Source organism: Streptomyces sp. NPDC087215 (assembly GCF_044744885.1).
Classification (GTDB): Bacteria; Actinomycetota; Actinomycetes; order Streptomycetales; family Streptomycetaceae; genus Streptomyces.
In genome coordinates, this window is record NZ_JBIUZD010000005.1 from 266,311 (window position 1) to 283,708 (window position 17,398).

The window sequence follows — 17,398 nt, forward strand, 5'->3', positions numbered from 1 at the left end:
GCCGTCCTGACCGGACGGCGGACCGGCCGGGTGCGGTCGATCCGGTGCGACCGGTTCGGCGGACGGTCGTCCGGACGGTCGCGGCCACCACCGGTTCCGGCCGGTGGCCGGTCCCACCCGTCCGCCGCCCGCCCTTCGTCCCCCGACCCTCCGCCCCGACCCCGACCCCGACCCCGACCCGAGGAGCGCGCCGTGAACCCGCGCGGACCGCAGATCGCCGCTGCCGTGGCGCTCTGCGCCCTCCTGCTCCCTCTCGCGCTCACCGGGTGCGGCGGAGGGCGGGGCGAGGGCGGGCTCAAGAGCGCCGGGGCCACGCCCGTCGCCGTGGGGCCCGTACGGCTGTGGCCCGATCTGCCGCCCGCCACGAGTCCGCCGGTCGACTACGGGAAGACCGACACCGAGCGGGTGCCCGGTGTCCGGGTGCCCGACAACGACGTGCACTCCGTCGACCCGGTGGCCGTGGTCCGCGCCGAGGTGCGCGCCCGGCCGGGGACGTACACCGGCGGTGACGGGATGTACGAGGAGACCGCGCGCGCCATCGAGAACTGCGGCAGCTCGCCCGCCGCCTGCCCCGTCCTGCGGCCGTACTACCGCGACCTCACAGGGAACGGACGGGACGAGCTGATCGTCGGCATCCGGATGCCGGACCAGCAGGTCGGCGTGCGCGTCTACCTCGCCGAGAACGGCGGGCTCACCCGCATCATGTCCACCGTCGACCAGGTCATCAGCGTGGAGGTGGCCGGCCGGGACCTGATCATGCGGGTCGGGTCGGCGGGCATCCCCGGGTACGAGTACCGCACCGCCTGGTCCTGGGACGAGCAGCAGCACAGCATGTTGCCCACCCGGGACGAGATCGTCCGGGTGAAGCCCCCCGGCACCGGGCCGCCGACCCCGCCCGCGCCCCGGCTGGTCAGCCCGACGCCCGCCCCGACCCCCGGCTCCCCGCGCGGACCGGCCGCCGCGCCCGGCGCCGGGGACGCCGCCGACGCGACGGACGCCGGGGACACCGGCTACCCGCCCGCGCCCCCGCCCCCGCCCCCGCCCCCGTCCGGGAGCGCCACCCCGCGCGGGTCCGCCCCGTGAGGGCCCCCCGGCTGCCCGCCTGGACAGCGACGCTCACCTGGAAGGCCGCCCTCTTCATCGCCGTGATGTGCTGCGCCCTCGCGGCGCTGCTCGGCGTCCTCGTGCACGTCTCCGTGACCGGGCAGACCGTGAACGACGCGCGCGAGAAGGCACTCGCGCGGCTCACCGACGTCAGCAGGCTGTACGAGGCGGGTGAGCCGCTGCCCCGGTTCGCCGGGATCGACCCCGAGGGGCTGCCCGCCTCCCTGCGGGCGCTCGCCCTGCGCGGCGAGCGGGGCACGATGGTGGCCGACGACCGAGGCCGCCCCACGATGTGGGCGGCGGGCCCGGCGGACGGCCCGGCCGACGGACCCGCCGCCGGTCCGACGAACGAACCCGCCAGGGGGCACGCGGGCCGCCGGGCCCTCGCCGTGCGCGTCGACCACGCGCAGAGCGCCGGGACGATCGACGCCCTCGACCGCTCGATCGTCGGCTCCTCGGGCCTCGCCATCGGCGCGACGCTCCTCGTGGGCGCGTTCGCCGTCACCCGGGTCACCCGGCGGCTCCATCTGACCGCCCAGGTCGCCCGCCGGATCAGCGCCGGTGACCTCGACGCGCGCGTCGACGACCCCCGCACGAAGGACCCCAGCCGCCCTCAGGACGAGGTGGCCACGGTGTCCGGGGCGCTGGACACGATGGCCTCCTCGCTCCAGCGCAAGCTGCAGAGCGAGCAGCGGTTCACCGCCGATGTGGCGCACGAGCTGCGCACCCCGCTGACCGGGCTCTCGGCCGCCGCCGAACTGCTGCCCGAGGGGCGGCCCTCGGAGCTGGTGCGGGACCGGGTGCGGGCGATGCGCGCGCTGACCGAGGACCTGCTGGAGATCTCCCGGCTGGACGCCCGCAACGAGACCGTGGACCTCGCCGTGCACGAACTGGGTCCGCTCGCCGAGCGGGTGGTGCGCGCCTCGGGCACCGACACGGAGGTGCGGGTCGTCCGGGACGCGATGGTGGAGACCGACCGGCGTCGTCTCGAACGGGTGCTGGGCAACCTGGTGGCCAACGCCCACCGGCACGGGGCCCCGCCGGTGGTGGTGACGGTGGACGGCCCGGTGGTGTCCGTCCGCGACCACGGGCCCGGCTACCCGGCGTACCTGCTGGAGTCGGGGCCGCAGCGGTTCCGCACCGAGGGCCGGGGCAAGGGGCACGGTCTGGGTCTGACGATCGCGGCGGGCCAGGCGGAGGTCATCGGCGCGGGGCTGCGGTTCACCGTGCCCGACGGGGGCGGCGCGGAGGCCCTGCTGAGCCTCCCCGAGGACACCCCGCCGCCGGAGACCCGCCCGGGAGCGGGCCCCGAGAGCTGACCAGCCCGGCCCGCCCGGCCCTTCTGACGCACCCGTCCCGCCCACCGCTCCCGTACGGCCGAGCCGCGCACCGCACGCCGCTCCCGTACGGCCAGAGCCGCGCACCGCCCGCCCCACGGCGCCGCACACCACGCCACGCCGCACGGCACACTGCCACACAAAAGGGACATAGCGCATGGCGCTTGCTACGTTGCCGCAATGACCGCACCGCGCCCGGACGCTCCCCCGCCCGGGGTACGCATCCCGAAGCGCCGCGGCGTGGAACTCTCCCTCCTCGTCTGCGCCGTCCTCATCTCCGTCTACGGCTACGCCGAGGTCGGCCTCGCCCGGAGCGGGGCCGTACCGCCGGACGCCCTGCGGTACGGCGCCGGGCTCGGTCTGCTGTCGCTCGTCGCGCACCTCGTGGTCCGGTTCCGTGCCCCGTACGCCGATCCGCTGCTGCTGCCGATCGCGGTCCTGCTCAACGGCCTCGGTCTGGTGCTGATCTACCGCCTCGACCTGGAGACCCCGGGCGCCCAGGCGGCGGCCACGCAACTGGTCTGGTCGACGCTCGGGGTGGCGCTCTTCATCCTGGTCGTGCTGCTGCTGCGCGACCACCGCGCCCTCCAGGGGTACGCGTACGTGTCGGTGGCCGCCGCGCTCGCCCTGATGATCCTGCCGATCTTCTTCCCGGCGGTGAACGGCGCCAAGATCTGGATCCGGGTCGGCGGCTTCTCCTTCCAGCCGGGCGAGTTCGCCAAGATCCTGCTCGCCGTCTTCTTCGCCGCCTACCTGGCCGCGAACCGCAACGCGCTCGCGTACACCGGCCGCCGGTTCTGGAAGCTCCAGTTCCCGACCTGGCGGGTGCTGGGACCCCTGGTGGCGATCTGGCTGCTGAGCGTCGGCGTCCTCGTCCTCGAACGGGACCTGGGCACCTCGCTGCTCTTCTTCGGCCTCTTCGTGATCATGCTGTACGTGGCGACCGGGCGGACCGGCTGGATCGCGGTCGGGCTCGTCCTCGCCTCCGCCGGAGCCTTCCTCGTCGGCTCGCTCGAACCGCACGTGCACAGCCGGGTGCAGGACTGGCTCGATCCCTTCGCCTCGATCCGGGCGGGCCAGGGGCCGGGGCAACTCGCGCAGTCGCTGTTCGCCTTCGCCGCCGGGGGGATGCTCGGCTCGGGCCTCGGTCTCGGCCATTCCGTCCTCATCGGCTTCGCCGCCAAGTCCGACTTCATCCTGGCGACCGCCGGGGAGGAACTGGGGCTCGTCGGCCTGACCGCGATCCTGATGCTGTACGCGCTGCTCGTGGCGCGCGGCTACCGCGCCGGGCTCTCGCTGCGCGACCCCTTCGGACGGCTCCTCGCCATCGGGCTCGCGTCGATCGTCGCGCTCCAGGTCTTCGTCATCACCGGCGGGGTGATGGGCCTGATCCCGCTGACCGGCATGGCGATGCCGTTCCTGGCCCAGGGAGGTTCGTCCGTGGTCACCAACTGGGTGATCGTCGCGCTCCTCATCCGCGTCAGCGACTCCGCCCGCGCGCCGGGCCCGGACTCCGCCGACACCGGGACGCTCGCGCCCGTCAAGGAGGGTGCCTCGTGATCCGGTACGCGCGGCGCGCCGCCGCCTTCTGTCTCGTGCTGCTGGTGGCGCTGCTCGTCAACGCGGCCCGCGTGATGGTCTTCGAGGCGGACTCGCTCGACGACGACCCGGCCAACCGGCGGATCGCCATCAACCGGTACGCCCAGCCGCGCGGCGAGATCCTCGTGGACGGGAGGTCCGTGACGGCGTCCCGGGACAGCGGACAGCAGCTCCGCTGGGAACGGACCTACCCACAGGGCCCGTTGTACGCTCCGGTCACCGGCTACTCCTCGCAGACGTACGGCACGACCCTCGTCGAGAACGCCGAGGACGCGGTCCTGTCGGGCACCGATCCGATGCTGGCGCCGCTGCCGCTCTGGAACGACCTCACCCGGGGCCGTCAGCCCGGCGGGGACGTGGTGACGACGATCCGGTCCTCGATGCAGGAGGCCGCCTACCGGGGGCTGGCCGGGAAGCGGGGCGCGGTCGCGGCCGTCGACCCGTCGAGCGGGCGGATCCTGGCGCTCGTCAGCTCGCCCTCGTACGACCCCGGTCTCCTCTCCGGCACCGGCGGGAAGGTCGAGAGCGCCTGGCGGCGGCTCAACACCGCGCCCGGCCGGCCGATGCTGAACCGGGCGCTGCGGCAGACGTACCCGCCGGGCTCCACGTTCAAGATCGTGACGGCCGCCGCCGCCCTGGACTCGGGGGTGGTGCGGGACGTGGACGCGCCCACCGACACCCCCGACCCGTTCGTACTGCCCGGCACCCGGCAGGTGCTGCCCAACGAGGCCACGGGCTGCGGCGACGCCTCGCTGTCCGAGGCGATCCAGTGGTCCTGCAACACGGTGATGGCGGGGCTCGGGGTGAAGGTGGGGCTGAGCGGGATGGTCGAGGCGGCGGAGAAGTTCGGCTTCAACGACCCGGGGCTGCGGGTGCCCTCCTGGGTGGCGAAGTCCGACTTCGACCGCCGGATGAGCCCGGACCAGCTCGCGCTGTCGTCGATCGGGCAGTTCGACACGACGGCGACACCGCTCCAGATGGCCATGGTGGCGGCGGCGGTCGCCAACAACGGCGAGATCGCGCAGCCGTACCTCGTCGACCGGACCACCACCTCCGGCGGGACGACGGTGGAGCGCACCGGCCGTCGCAGCTACCGGCAGGCGATGAGCCCCTCGACGGCGCTCCGGCTCCAGCAGCTGATGGTGAAGGCGGTCGTGGACGGCACGGGCACCAACGCGGCGATCCCCGGCGCCCGGGTCGGCGGAAAGACCGGCACCGCGCAGCACGGCTTCGGCAACACGGGGACCCCGTACGCCTGGTTCATCGCCTGGGCCCAGGCCGAGGACTCGGCCCGGCCCGCGGTCGCGGTCGCGGTGGTCGTGGAGGACGCGGAAGCCTCCCGTACGGACATCAGCGGCGGTGGCAGCGCGGCCCCGGTCGCCCGATCGGTGATGGAGGAGGCGCTGCGGCTCGAAGCGGAGGACCGGCCGTGAGGAGGGGCGCCGCCGGAGAGTGGCACAGCCGGGGGTGACGCAGCCGGAGGGGCGGGCCGCCGGGGAGTGCGGGGCGCCATGAGGACGGGCCGCCGGGGAGCAGGAGAGCACGGAAGGGCGCGCGGGCCCTCCGGCGCCGCTTCCCCGGCCGGGCACCCGCGCCCCGCACCCGCGCCCCCGCCTCGTACGCGTCCCCCCGGCTACTCCCCCGCCGCGACGGCGTCCGCGACCTCCGTCACCCGGGCCCGCTCCTCCTGGGCGAAGCGCTCCGCGTCGAGGCGTTCGGCGATCTCCTCGTCCTGGGTCATCAGCAGGTCGAGACTGGAGTCGCCGAGGTCGAAGACGCCCATGTCCACATAGGCCTTCTGGAGGCGTTCGCCCCACAGGCCGATGTCCTTGACGCAGGGCACGATCCGGCTGAAGAGGAGCTTGCGGAAGATCTGGAGGAACTCGGTGTGCTCGCTCAGCTCCTCCGCCTCCTTCTTGGGGATGCCGAAGTTCTCCAGGACCTCGACCCCGCGCAGCCGGTCGCGCATCAGGTAGCAGCCCTCGATGACGAACTCCTCGCGCTCGGCGCGCTCGGCGTCGGTGAGCTGCCGGTAGTAGTCGCGCAGGGCCATCCGTCCGAAGGCCACGTGCCGGGCCTCGTCCTGCATCACGTACGTGAGGATCTGCTTCGGCAGCGGCTTGTCGGTGGTGTCGCGGATCATGCCGAACGCGGCGAGCGCGAGGCCCTCGATGAGGACCTGCATTCCGAGGTAGGGCATGTCCCAGCGGGAGTCGCGCAGGGTGTCGTCGAGCAGCGCCTTGAGGTTGTCGTTGATCGGGTAGAGCATCCCGATCTTCTCGTGGAGGAAGCGGCCGTAGATCTCGGCGTGCCGGGCCTCGTCCATGGTCTGGGTGGCGGAGTAGAACTTGGCGTCCAGGTCGGGCACGGACTCGACGATCCGGGCGGCGCAGATCATGGCGCCCTGCTCGCCGTGCAGGAACTGGCTGAACTGCCAGGAGGAGTAGTGCCTGCGCAGCTCGCCCTTGTCCTTCTCGGTCATCTTCGCCCAGTGGCGGGTGCCGTGGAGGGTGAGGACCTCGTCGGGGGTGCCGAGGGGGTCGTACGGATCGACCTCCAGGTCCCAGTCGATGCGGGTGGCGCCGTCCCACTGCTTGTCCTTGCCCTTCTGGTAGAGGGCGAGGAGGCGCTCGCGGCCCTCGTCGTACTCCCAGGAGAAGCGGGCGGCGCCCGTGGCGGGGATCTGCCAGCCGGGGGCGGCCGGGGCGGTGGTGTAGAGGTCGCGCGTCGACACTGACGTCTCCTTCGGGGGCTCGGGCCTGTCCCGTGGTGCGGTTCCGCGGCCAGGCTCACACGTGGTAGACGGATCGTCAACAAGTCGCGCGCAAGGGATTGACGGGCGTTGCCGACGGGCGGTCCACTGAAGAGTGACCCCCGGTAACACGACGACGGCGAGCCCAGCGAGGTGCGCGACCATGCCCCCTTTCACCGAGCCCGACTTCAGCCTCCTCCGGGACGCCCTGGGGCCGCTGCGCGACCGTGAACAGGTCGCCGGGCGGCTCCTGGAGTCCTCCCGCAAGCACGCGTACGACCCGGACACCGAGCTGGACTGGGACGCGCCCTTCGAGCCGGGCCTGTGGTTCTGGCCGCCCGAGCTGGTCTCCCTCTACGGCACCCCGCTCTGGCACCGGATGTCCGAGGAGCAGCGGATCGCGCTCTCCCGCCACGAGGCCGTCTCGCTCGCCTCCCTCGGCATCTGGTTCGAGATCGTCCTGATCCAGCTGCTCGTCCGGCACGTCTACGACAAGTCGCCGACCAGCGACCACGTCCGGTACGCGCTGACCGAGATCGCCGACGAGTGCAGGCACTCGATGATGTTCGCGCGGATGATCCGGACCATCGGGGAGCCCGCGTACCCGGTGCCCAGGCTCCACCACAATCTGGCGCGGGTCCTGAAGAGCGTCTCGACCACCCCCGGCTCGTTCGCGGCGACACTGCTCGGCGAGGAGATCCTGGACTGGATGCAGCGGCTGACCTTCCCGGACGAGCGGGTGCAGCCGCTCGTCCGGGGCGTGACCCGCATCCATGTGATCGAGGAGGCGCGCCATGTGCGGTACGCCCGGGAGGAGCTGCGCCGCCAGATGGTGACCGCCCCGCGCTGGCAGCGGGAGTTCACCCGGCTCGGCTCCGGTGAGGCGGCCCGGGTCTTCTCCGACTGCTTCGTCAACCCCGGGGTGTACGAGGCCGTGGGCCTGGACCGGCGGGAGGCCGTCGCCCAGGTGCGGGCGAGCGGGCACCGGACGGAGGTCATGCGCTCCGGCGCGAAGCGGCTGACGGACTTCTTCGACGACATCGGGATGCTGCGGGGACCGGGCCGTCGGCTCTGGAGGTCCTCGGGCCTGCTGGCCTGAGGACGACGGCCGGGAGCCCGGGGGCCGGGCCGGGAGCGGGACGGCCGGGCGCCGGAAGCGCACGAACCCGGGCCAGCGGGCCACGGGGGGGGACTCCGTGGGCCGGGGCCGGGTGCGGTACGGGAAGGGCCGCACGGGCGGACACGGGAAGGCGCGGGGTGCCGGATGCCGGGCGGCGGACGAGGGGGCGGGCGGGTCCGTGACGGCTCCCGGCCGGACCGGGTCCCGCGCCCCGCGGCTACGCTGCCGGGCATGACGAGTCCCGCCACGCCCGCGTACCGTCGGCTCAGCGTCGAGGAACGGCGCGGGCAACTGCTCGACGCCGCCCAGGAGCTCTTCGCGCACCGGGCCCCCGAGGACGTGTCGCTCGACGACGTCGCCGAGGCCGCCGGGGTCTCCCGGCCGCTCGTCTACCGCTACTTCCCCGGCGGCAAGCAGCAGTTGTACGAAGCCGCCCTGCGCTCCTCCGCCGACGCCCTGAGCCGCTGCTTCGCCGAGCCCTCGGCCGGGCCGCCCACCGAGCGGCTGGGCCGGGTGCTCGACCGGTACCTGGGCTTCGTCGACGGACACGACGCCGGGTTCAGCGCCCTGCTGCGGGGCGGCAGCGTCGCCGAGACCTCGCGGACCAGCGCGATCGTCGACGAGGTGCGCCGGGCGGCGGCCGAACAGATCCTCGTCCACCTGGGGGCGGAGCGGCCGGGTCCCCGCCTCGCCCTGCTCGTCAGGACGTGGATCGCCGCCGTGGAGGCGGCCTCGCTGATCTGGCTCGACGAGGAGAAGCGGCCCCCCGCGGGGGAGCTGCGGGACTGGCTGGTCGACCAGCTGCTCGCGCAGCTCGCGGCGACCGCGGCGGGCGACGGGGAGACCGCGCGGGTCGTCGGACGCCTCCTCGCCCAGGAGGCGCCCGGGGGCCCGGTGGCCCGGCTCGCGCGCCGGGTGGCGCCGGTCCTCGGCGGGGCGGCCCACCTGCTCCGGCCGGAAGGGGGCGGGGAGGGGAGACTGGAGGGGTGAGAAGCCAGAACACCTCCTTCCGCGGCGGGCCCCTCGACGGCCGGGTCCTGCCGATCCTGCTCGGCCCGACCGGTCACCCGCCCAAGTGGTACGAGGTCCCGGTCCCGGCGCACGACGGCCGCCCGCCGACGGTGTACGCGTACCGGCGCGAGCCCTCGGGCTACACCGAGCGGCTCGGTCTCCAGCGGGGCTGGGTGTACGAGTACGCCCCCGGGGGCCGCGAGCGGCGGGAACTGCGGTGGCCGTGGTCGAAGCCGAGGGCCGCCGACGTGGGCGGCGAAGGCCCGGGGAACACCGGCCCGGGGGACGCTGAGCCGAAGGGGTGAGGCCCCCGGACGCGCCCCCATTCGTACGGTAATCAGATGAAGTAACCCGTCATCATCCCCGTGGAGGTGGTGACGTGTCACGACGACTGCTGCGCACGGTCTGCACGGGGGCACTGGCGGCGGCCACGGCCCTGACGGGGATCGCCCCGGCGGGCGCGGCGCCCGAACCGCCGGGCGACCCGGTGGCCGAGGCCCCGATCGCGTGGGCGGACCCGGCTGCGGAACCGGTGGGCCCGGTGGACCCGCACCCGGCCTTGTCCGTCTCCGAACCTCCGGCGGACCCGGCGGACCGGACCGACCGGACCGGTCTGACCGACCCCGGCTCCCCCACGGCCCTCGGGGAGCCCGTGCCACCGGCCCCGGACTCCGCCGCCCCGCCGACCGCTCAGGACCTCCCGGGAGCGGACCCGTCCGCGTCGGGAGCCGTGGACGACGCCGCCGCGCTCCCCCCGTCGGGGGGCGACTCCGTCACCGCCCTGCTCACCCGGATGCGGACGCTCTACCAGCAGGCGGAGGAGGCCACCGAACGGTTCAACGCCGCCGAGGAGGCCCTGAAGCGCCAGACCGCCGACACCGGGAAGGTCACGGCCCGGCTGACCGCCGCCCGCACCTCCCTGGAACAGGGCCGTGCGGCGGCCGGGCGGATCGCCCGGGAGCAGTACCAGGGCGGGTCGGAGCTCTCCTCGTACCTGCGGCTGCTCCTCGCCGCCGACCCCCGGTCGGCCCTGGACCAGGGACATCTGATGGCCCGCGCGTCCCGCGACCGCGCCGGTGCCGTGACCCGGCTCGTCGGGGCCGAACGGCGGGCGGCGGCCCTGGCGGCCGAGTCCGGCCGGGCCCTCGACCGGGAGCGGACCCTCGCCACGGCACAGCGCGCCCGCCGGGACGAGGTGCGGACCCGGCTCGCGGAGGTCGAGAAACTGCTCGCGGCCCTCTCCCCCGGACAACTGGCCCGGCTGACGGAGCTGGAACGCGTCCAGACGGCGGGCGCCCAGCGGGAACTGCTCGGCTCGGGCGTCCTCGCCGGGAGGCGCAACCCGAGCCGGGCGGGCGCGGAGGCGGTGCGGTTCGCGGTGGAGCAGATCGGCAAGCCGTACGAGTGGGGGGCGGAGGGCCCGGAGACGTACGACTGCTCGGGGCTCACCCAGCGGGCGTGGTCGGCGGCGGGCCGTGAGCTGCCGCGCACCAGCCAGGAACAGTGGGCGGAGCTGCCCCGGGTGCCGCTGGCGGAACTGCGGCCGGGTGACCTGGTGGTCTACTTCCCTGGCGCGACGCACGTGGCGCTCTACCTGGGCGAGGGCCTGGTGGTGCAGGCACCCCGACCGGGTGCCACGGTGAAGGTCTCCCCGATCGCGGCGAACCCGCTGCTGGGCGCGGTCCGCCCGGACGAGGACGGCACGGCCCTCCCGGAGTACGCCCCGCCGCCCCTCCCGAAGGGAGCGAGGGAGGGCGGGGACGAGGGCTACGACGGGTCATGACGTCGGCCGGGCGCCGGTGCCGGGCGGGCGGGTCACGGGTGCGGGCGCCCGCACCCGTGACCCGGGGGCGTCAGCCCGCGGCCCGGGGCGTCAGCCCGTGACCCGGGGGCGTCAGCCTGCGGCCCGGGGCGTCAGCCCGTGACCCGGGGGCGTCAGCCTGCGGCCCGGGGGCGTCAGTCGAACAGGGAGACGACCCCGAGGATCCAGATGTAGACCGTGGCCAGCACGCACAGGAGACAGCCGATCCCGGCGAGGACGCCGCTGACCGAACCGCCGCCGCCCTCCGGTTCCGTGTCCTCCCCGTCGACGGGCACGGGCTCGTCCCAGCCGACCGGCCGCCCCACCTCGGCGGAGCACGCCTCGCGGACCTCGGCCAGCCGGTCCCGGGCGAAGGAGGTGGCGGCCAGAGCCTCCGGACCCCGCCAGGCCAGGGCCTTCATCCGCCGGGCGGCGGAGGCGTACCGCTCCTCGAAGGCGGCGGTCTCCGCCGTGTCCCGGTCCTCCTCCAGATACGTCCACCGGCCCGCCTCGGCGGGGTCCCCGTACAGCCGGTACACCCCGGCGAGACGGCGGCGCGGGGCCGGTTCGCACGGGAAGGAGGAGACGAGCCCGCGCAGCCGCTGACGCGCGAGGGGGACCCGTCCGGCGGCCAGATCGGCGTCCGCGCGGGCCAGGGTGTTCGAGAGGGACATGCCCCCATGATCACCCGTGTCCCGCCCGGCCTCGAACGGTTTTCCGCCCCGGAGCCGGGAACACGCCCCGAGGGGCCCTCCCGGGCCCTCAGTGGTCCGTGAGGGCGCGGCCGGGGGTCAGTTCGGGGTGACCTCGCCCAGGTACGCCGAGGTCTTCTCCGGGTCGTAGAAGAAGTTCTCGAAGTCCGAGGGATCGTCGAAGCCGTTGGCGAAGCGGTCGGCGACGGGCTGGAGGGCGCCCGCCGCGCCGATGAGGTTCAGGACGTGCTCCGGCGGCGGGGCCAGCATCGCGTTCGTCCACTTGGTGACGTGCCGGGCCGTCTCCCAGTAGCGGTCGAAGGCGGCGCGCATCCACTCCTCGTCGAAGGGCCGGTCACCGTGCTCGACGATCGCCGCGAGATAGGCGGCGGCGCACTTGGACGCCGAGTTGGAACCCTGGCCGGTGATCGGGTCGTTGGCCACGACGACGTCCGCGACGCCCAGCACCAGACCGCCGCCGGGGAGCCGGCCGACCGGGTTGCGCACGGTCGGCGCGTACCGGCCCGCCAGGGTGCCGCCCGCGTCGGTGAGTTCGACCTGGGTCGCCCGCGCGTACTCCCAGGGCAGGAACTTCTCCATCAGCCCCAGCGTCAGCGCCAGGTGCTCCGAGGGGTCCTTGATCCCCTGGAAGACGTCGACCGGGCCGCCGGGGACACCCTCCCAGAACAGGATGTCGGCGCGTCCGCTCATGGTCAGCGTCGGCATCACGAACAGCTCGCCGACGCCCGGCACCAGATTGCAGCGGACCGCGTCGAACTCGGGGTGCTCGGGGCGGGGCCCCAGACCGTGGACGTACGCCACCGAGAGCGCGCGCTGCGGGGCGTCGTAGGGCGAACGGGACGCGTCCCGGCCGAACATGGACACCAGCTCGCCCTTGCCCGCCGCGACGAGCACCAGGTCGTAGCCGCGGGAGAAGTAGTCGAGGTCGCCGACCGCCACGCCGTGGATCACCAGCTGGCCGCCGCGCCGCGCGAAGGTCTCCATCCAGCCGGACATCTTCAGCCGCTGGTCGACGGACTGCGCGTGTCCGCCGAGCTTCCCGACCCAGTCGATCGCGCGCGTCGAGTCGGGTGCGGCGACGGAGACGCCGAGGCCCTCGATCCTCGGCGCCTGGGACTCCCAGAAGTCGAGGCCGAGGTCCCGCTCGTGCTGGAGCGCCGTGTCGAACATGCACTGGGTGGACATCACCCGGCCGGAGCGGATCTCGTCCGCCGTGCGGTTCGACATGAGGGTGACCTCGTACCCCCGCGACTGGAGGCCGAGGGCGAGCTGCAGACCGGACTGGCCCGCGCCGACTATGAGTATCTTCCGCATGGGTGGAGCTCCTGGCGTGCTGGTGAGTGCTATTCGGGAGTGGCTTCGAGGGCGTGCGCGACCATCGCGAGCAGGCTCTCGACGACGCTGTACCGCTTGCGCGCGTCCATGATCACAACGGGCACGTGCGCGGGCACGGTCAGGGCCTCCCTGACGTCGTCCACCTCGAACAGCTCGGTGCCCTCGAAGTGGTTGACGCCCACGATGTACGGGATGCCGCAGCTCTCGAAGTAGTCCAGGGCCGGGAAGCAGTCCGTGAGCCGCCGGGTGTCGGCCAGCACGATCGCGCCGATCGCCCCGCGCACCAGGTCGTCCCACATGAACCAGAAGCGCTGCTGGCCGGGTGTGCCGAACACGTACAGGACGAGGTCGTTGTCCAGGGTGATCCGGCCGAAGTCCATCGCCACGGTGGTGGTGAGCTTGTCCGGGGTGGCGCTGAGGTCGTCGGTCTCCTCGCTCGCCCGGGTCATCAGCGCCTCGGTCTGGAGCGGGGTGATCTCCGAGACCGCGCGGACGAACGTGGTCTTGCCGACGCCGAAGCCGCCCGCCACCACGATCTTCGTCGCGATCGGGGCGCGGCTGTGGTCGAGCTGCCAGTCCCGCGCGCCGTCCTCGGGATCGGGGACGCCCGGGGCGGCGGCCCCGGGACGCGGGGCGGCCCTGTGGAACAGGTCCGTCCCGGGCTGCACGGGAATGACCGGCGCCGCCGTGGTGGCGGAGGCGGCGGAGGCGTCAGAGACGACGGAGTCCACTCAGCACCCTTTCGAGGAGCGCGCGGTCGGGCTGGCCGGTGCCGTGACCGGTCCCGTACACACGGATCTTTCCCTGGTCGGCCAGGTCGCTGAGCAGCACCCGGACGACCCCCAACGGCATCTTCAACAGCGCCGAGATCTCCGCGACCGTCCGCATCCGGCGGCAGATCTCGACAATGGCCCGCATCTCCGGCATCAGACCCCGGGCCCCGGGTCCGCCGTCCGTCAGGACCTTGCGCTCGGCGGGCGCTTCGAGCGCCGCCACGAAGGTCTCGACGAGCAGGACGTGGCCGAAGCGGGTACGGCCGCCGGTGAGCGAGTACGGGCGGACGCGCGCGGGGCGCCGCCCGTTCCCCCGGACCGGCAGCCGGTGGGCGTGGGAGGCTGACGTCACTGGTTGCTCTCCATCGATTTGCGCAGCTCGCTGCGGACTTCGGGGGTGAGCACATGACCGGCGCGGCCCACGAAGAGCGCCATGTGGTAGGCGATGACGCTCATGTCGCAGTCGGGCTCGGCGTGCACGCCGAGCAGCGAGCCGTCGCTGATCGACATCACGAACACGCTGCCCTCGTCCATGGCGACCATGGTCTGCTTCACTCCGCCGCCGTCCATGAGGCGGGCGGCACCGATGGTCAGGCTGCCGATGCCGGAGACGATGGTGGCCAGGTCGGCGCTGGATCCTCGCGGCCCTCCGGGCCGGCCGGTCCCGGCGGCGACCGTCGTGCTCTGCTGGGCGGCAGGGTCGGACGAGAGCAGCATCAGGCCGTCGGAGGAGACCACGGCGACCGACCGGACCCCGGGCACCTCCTCCACCAGGTTTCCCAGCAGCCATTGCAGGTTTCGGGCTTCCGAGCTCAGTCCGTACGTTCCCGTCGCGGTCAACTGCGTGCCTCCTCGACTGTGTCCCCCGTCATCTCCTCTGTACGTGCAGTCCTTACGGCCTCCGTGCGCGCCGTGTCCAACTCCACTTCCACGTCGCGGCGGCCCGCTTTGGCTCCCTGGTGGAATCCGCCCAGGCGGCGGCGGAGCGCCTCCGCGTCGACACCACCCTTTCGGGTGGTGGTCGCAGGGCCGCTCTGACGCACCACCTGCGGGGTGCGCTTGGGCAGTCCCTTGTCCGTCACGCGTTCCCACTGCGCGGGGCGCGGTCCGGGAACCGTCTGCCCGTCCTCGGGCGCGGCGGGGGCCTCGGGGGCGGGCGCGGCGGCCGTGTCGGCGGCGCGCTCGTGGGCGTCCGGCTCCGGCGGCGGGACCGGCAGCCGCACCTGGAGCGTGGTCTCGGAGACGGACTCGCCGAGCGGGGGGGGCTGCGGGGCCGGGGCCTCGGGGGTGGCGGGCCCGTCGTACGGAGACTCGTGGCGGTCCCCGGCGGCTCCGTACCCGGGGGCGGGCGCCGGGTCGTAGGGGCGCTCGGGGGCGGGCGCCGCCGGGTGCGGCTCGGCGGAGCGGGGCGTCCACTCCTCTGCGGGCCGGGAGGTCAGGTCCTCGGCGGGCCGGGGCGTCCGGTCCTCGGCGGGGGCGGGCGCGCCGCCCATCGCCTCCAGGAACGCGCGTTCCGCCGCTTCCACGAGCGGGTCGCGGTGCCGGGACGGCAGGGTGTTGGAGTTGGCCTCGGCGGCCGAGCCGGGGAGCTGGACCGCGGGGACCGCGCCGGGGACCCGTACGGGCTCCGTGACCGTCGCGGGCGGGGTGACGGGCAGCAGCGGCGGGGGCAGGACCACCACGGCCGCCGTGCCGCCCGGCTGCTGCTCCCGCAGTTCGACGCGGACGCCGTGGCGGGCGGCGAGGAGGGCGATCACCCGCATCCCGAGGCCCTCGCCGTCGAAGGCGTCCTGGTCGGCCCCGGACAGGCGCGCGTTGAGTTCGGAGATACGACCGGGTGTCATGCCGATGCCCGCGTCCTGCACGGAGAGCATGACCTCGCCGGTCTCCAGGAGCCAGCCGGAGAGCTGGACCGCCGCGTCCGGCGGCGAGAACGAGGTGGCGTTCTCCAGGAGTTCCGCGACCAGGTGGCTGAGGTCGTCGGCGGCGAATCCGGCGATCTGGGCGTGCGGCGGCAGGGAGTGGATGGTGACCCGCTCGTACCGCTCGATCTCGCTGACGGCGGCGCGCAGCACGTCGACCAGGGGGACGGGACCGGCGTGCCCGTGTCCGTGCTCGTGTCCGGCGAGGACCAGCAGGTTCTCGCTGTGGCGGCGCATGACGGTCGCCATGTGGTCGAGCTTGAAGAGGGTCGCGAGGCGGTCCGGGTCCTGCTCGCGCTCCTCCAGCTTCTCGATGACGCCGAGCTGCCGCTCGACGAGCCCGAGGCTGCGGAGCGAGAGGTTGACGAAGGTGTGCTGGACGGTGCCCCGGAGCCGTTCGAGATCGGCGGTGAGGAGGGCGACCCGCCCCTGGAGTTCGGCGCGCTGGGTGGCCAGCTCGGCGCCGAGGGCCTCCTTGGCGGCGGTCAGGTCGGCCTGCCCGTCGCCGATCCGGTCGGTCAGCGAGTCGTTGTGCGCGACGAGCCCGGACAGCTTGCCGTGCAGGGTGTTGAGGGAGCGCACGACCTGCGCGAACTCGTCGTTGCGGCCGGTGAAGCGGACCGGCTCCTCGGTGTGCGCGGCGGGCGCGGCGGCGAGCCGGGCGGCGCCGATGCGGAGCACGGCGAGCGGCCGGGTGAGGGTGCGGGCCACATAGGTGGAGATGCCGACGGCGACGAGCAGACAGCCGCCGAGGAAGGCGATGCGCAGTTCGAGGCCGGTGACGTCGTCGTCGCGGAGCGCGGCGAGCCGCTCGACGCGCTCGGCGGCGAGCGTGGACTCGACGCCCCGCATCTGCTCGATCCGGGCGGAGAGGGCCGCTTCCAGCGCCACCGGGTCGGTCCCGCGCTCGCTCTGAGTCAGCCTGGGCTGGTCGGTGAGGGAGGCCAGGGAGCGCTCGGCGCTCTTGACGTCGGGTCCCGCGACGGTGGCGGCGAGGGAGTCGCGGGCGGTGGAGCCCGCCGCCTGGTCGAAGTCGCCGAGGGCGGCGAGTTCCCGGACGCGGGCCTGCTGGGCGGCGGCGGTGAGGGTGTCGCGGGCCCGCTCGGCCTCGGCGGCGCCCTCGGGCTCCTCGGTGACGTAGGTGCCGGTCGTGGAGTCGTAGCGGGGCTCGCCGGTCCCCTCGGGCTGCGGCACGGAGAGCGCGGCGACGAGCAGGCCCCGGGTGGCGGAGGCCTGTTCGACGGCGCGGCCGAGGGCGGCGGGGGCGCGGGTGGCCTCGGTGAGCGCGGTGTCGGCGGCGCGGGCCGGGGTGCTGTCGGCCAGTTCGTCGGCGAGGGCCTGGAGCTTGCCGACGACCTCGGTGTACGCCCGGTGGGCTTCGAGGGCGGTGCCCTTGCCGGTGAGGGCGGTGCGGCGGATCGAGGGGACTCCGGCGAGGTCACGGCGGAGTTCGGTGGTCGCGCCGGGCCGGATCTCGTCGATCTGCCGGTCGACGCGGGTCGAACGGACGCTGGTGACCTGGCGCTTGTGCCGGGCGTCGGCGCTCTGGTTGTCGCGTCCCGCGGCGATGTACGCGACGACCTCGTCGCGCTCGTCGGAGAGGGAGTGCGCCAGGGTGACGGCCTGCCGGTCGAGCTCGGCGAGGGTGACCAGGCGCTGGGAGTCGTTGAGCTGGGTGGAGGCGGTGAGGAGCGCGGGGGCTCCGGCGACGAGGACGGTGATGCCGACGAGGGCGACGCCCGCGACGAGCCGGTTGCGGACGCGCTTGGACCGGCCCGCGGGGGGTGCCGAGGCCGTGCCGTCCGGGGTCGGTGCTGCACCGGGGGTCCGGCTCCGCGTGCCGTTGTTGCTCCGAGGCCGCTTCATCTGCACCGGTGCTCGCATTCTTGACTCGTCCGCCCACAAAGCAGAGGTGACGACCGGTCACGTGG

At 74.3% G+C, this 17,398-nt stretch carries 15 protein-coding genes; 8 read left to right on the forward strand and 7 right to left on the reverse strand.

Translation table 11 applies throughout. From position 1 onward, the window contains the following. Positions 1-192 precede the first annotated feature (192 nt). The 4 genes from ACIO92_RS16545 to ACIO92_RS16560 all read left to right on the forward strand — a co-directional run bounded on the left by ACIO92_RS16545 (position 193) and on the right by ACIO92_RS16560 (position 5,473). Positions 193-1,083 (forward strand): hypothetical protein, encoded by an 891-nt coding sequence (locus ACIO92_RS16545; RefSeq protein WP_402281694.1) that lies wholly within the window; start codon positions 193-195, stop codon positions 1,081-1,083. Continuing rightward, a complete protein-coding gene (locus ACIO92_RS16550; protein WP_402281692.1) occupies positions 1,080-2,423 on the forward strand; it encodes an ATP-binding protein in 1,344 nt (447 codons plus the stop codon). The genes ACIO92_RS16545 and ACIO92_RS16550 overlap by 4 nt, the downstream gene beginning before the upstream one ends. A gap of 198 nt (positions 2,424-2,621) precedes the next feature. Next, the gene (locus tag ACIO92_RS16555; RefSeq protein ID WP_366440295.1) at positions 2,622-4,001 is read left to right on the forward strand and encodes an FtsW/RodA/SpoVE family cell cycle protein; all 1,380 of its coding nucleotides are present in this window, start codon (positions 2,622-2,624) and stop codon (positions 3,999-4,001) included. Continuing rightward, positions 3,998-5,473 (forward strand): penicillin-binding transpeptidase domain-containing protein, encoded by a 1,476-nt coding sequence (locus tag ACIO92_RS16560; protein WP_401236946.1) that lies wholly within the window; start codon positions 3,998-4,000, stop codon positions 5,471-5,473. The genes ACIO92_RS16555 and ACIO92_RS16560 overlap by 4 nt, the downstream gene beginning before the upstream one ends. A 200-nt stretch (positions 5,474-5,673) precedes the next feature. Here ACIO92_RS16560 and ACIO92_RS16565 read toward each other — a convergent pair whose 3' ends face one another. Further along, entirely contained in the window at positions 5,674-6,774 is a 1,101-nt protein-coding gene (locus ACIO92_RS16565) for a ferritin-like domain-containing protein (protein ID WP_401236944.1), read from the reverse strand. Between the two features lie 181 nt (positions 6,775-6,955). On the opposite strand from ACIO92_RS16565, the gene ACIO92_RS16570 reads away from it, so the two are divergent. From ACIO92_RS16570 to ACIO92_RS16585, 4 genes are all read left to right on the forward strand, one after another. Next, positions 6,956-7,891, forward strand: a complete 936-nt coding sequence (locus tag ACIO92_RS16570) for a diiron oxygenase (RefSeq protein ID WP_366440292.1) — start codon at positions 6,956-6,958, stop codon at positions 7,889-7,891. 252 nt (positions 7,892-8,143) lie between these two features. Continuing rightward, the gene (locus ACIO92_RS16575; RefSeq protein ID WP_366440291.1) at positions 8,144-8,902 is read left to right on the forward strand and encodes a TetR/AcrR family transcriptional regulator; all 759 of its coding nucleotides are present in this window, start codon (positions 8,144-8,146) and stop codon (positions 8,900-8,902) included. Next, the gene (locus ACIO92_RS16580) at positions 8,899-9,228 is read left to right on the forward strand and encodes a hypothetical protein (RefSeq protein ID WP_366440290.1); all 330 of its coding nucleotides are present in this window, start codon (positions 8,899-8,901) and stop codon (positions 9,226-9,228) included. The genes ACIO92_RS16575 and ACIO92_RS16580 overlap by 4 nt, the downstream gene beginning before the upstream one ends. Before the next feature lie 74 nt (positions 9,229-9,302). Further along, on the forward strand, positions 9,303-10,706 hold the full coding sequence (locus tag ACIO92_RS16585) for an NlpC/P60 family protein (protein WP_402057698.1): 1,404 nt from the start codon (positions 9,303-9,305) through the stop codon (positions 10,704-10,706). A 173-nt stretch (positions 10,707-10,879) separates the two neighbouring features. On the opposite strand, the gene ACIO92_RS16590 is transcribed toward ACIO92_RS16585, so the two are convergent. From ACIO92_RS16590 to ACIO92_RS16615, 6 genes are all read right to left on the reverse strand, one after another. Then, positions 10,880-11,398: a DUF6584 family protein gene (locus tag ACIO92_RS16590; RefSeq protein WP_402281688.1), complete on the reverse strand. Its 519-nt coding sequence runs from the start codon at positions 11,396-11,398 to the stop codon at positions 10,880-10,882. 117 nt (positions 11,399-11,515) lie between these two features. Next, complete coding sequence (locus ACIO92_RS16595; RefSeq protein ID WP_402281686.1) at positions 11,516-12,751, reverse strand: styrene monooxygenase/indole monooxygenase family protein; 1,236 nt, start codon at positions 12,749-12,751, stop codon at positions 11,516-11,518. Between the two features lie 29 nt (positions 12,752-12,780). Next, the gene (locus ACIO92_RS16600) at positions 12,781-13,503 is read right to left on the reverse strand and encodes a GTP-binding protein (protein ID WP_401236939.1); all 723 of its coding nucleotides are present in this window, start codon (positions 13,501-13,503) and stop codon (positions 12,781-12,783) included. After that, positions 13,484-13,897 (reverse strand): DUF742 domain-containing protein, encoded by a 414-nt coding sequence (locus tag ACIO92_RS16605; RefSeq protein ID WP_366440286.1) that lies wholly within the window; start codon positions 13,895-13,897, stop codon positions 13,484-13,486. The genes ACIO92_RS16600 and ACIO92_RS16605 overlap by 20 nt, the downstream gene beginning before the upstream one ends. After that, entirely contained in the window at positions 13,894-14,385 is a 492-nt protein-coding gene (locus tag ACIO92_RS16610; protein WP_366440285.1) for a roadblock/LC7 domain-containing protein, read from the reverse strand. The genes ACIO92_RS16605 and ACIO92_RS16610 overlap by 4 nt, the downstream gene beginning before the upstream one ends. After that, the gene (locus ACIO92_RS16615; RefSeq protein ID WP_402281856.1) at positions 14,382-17,339 is read right to left on the reverse strand and encodes a nitrate- and nitrite sensing domain-containing protein; all 2,958 of its coding nucleotides are present in this window, start codon (positions 17,337-17,339) and stop codon (positions 14,382-14,384) included. Before ACIO92_RS16615 ends, ACIO92_RS16610 begins: the two co-directional genes overlap by 4 nt. Positions 17,340-17,398 lie beyond the last annotated feature (59 nt).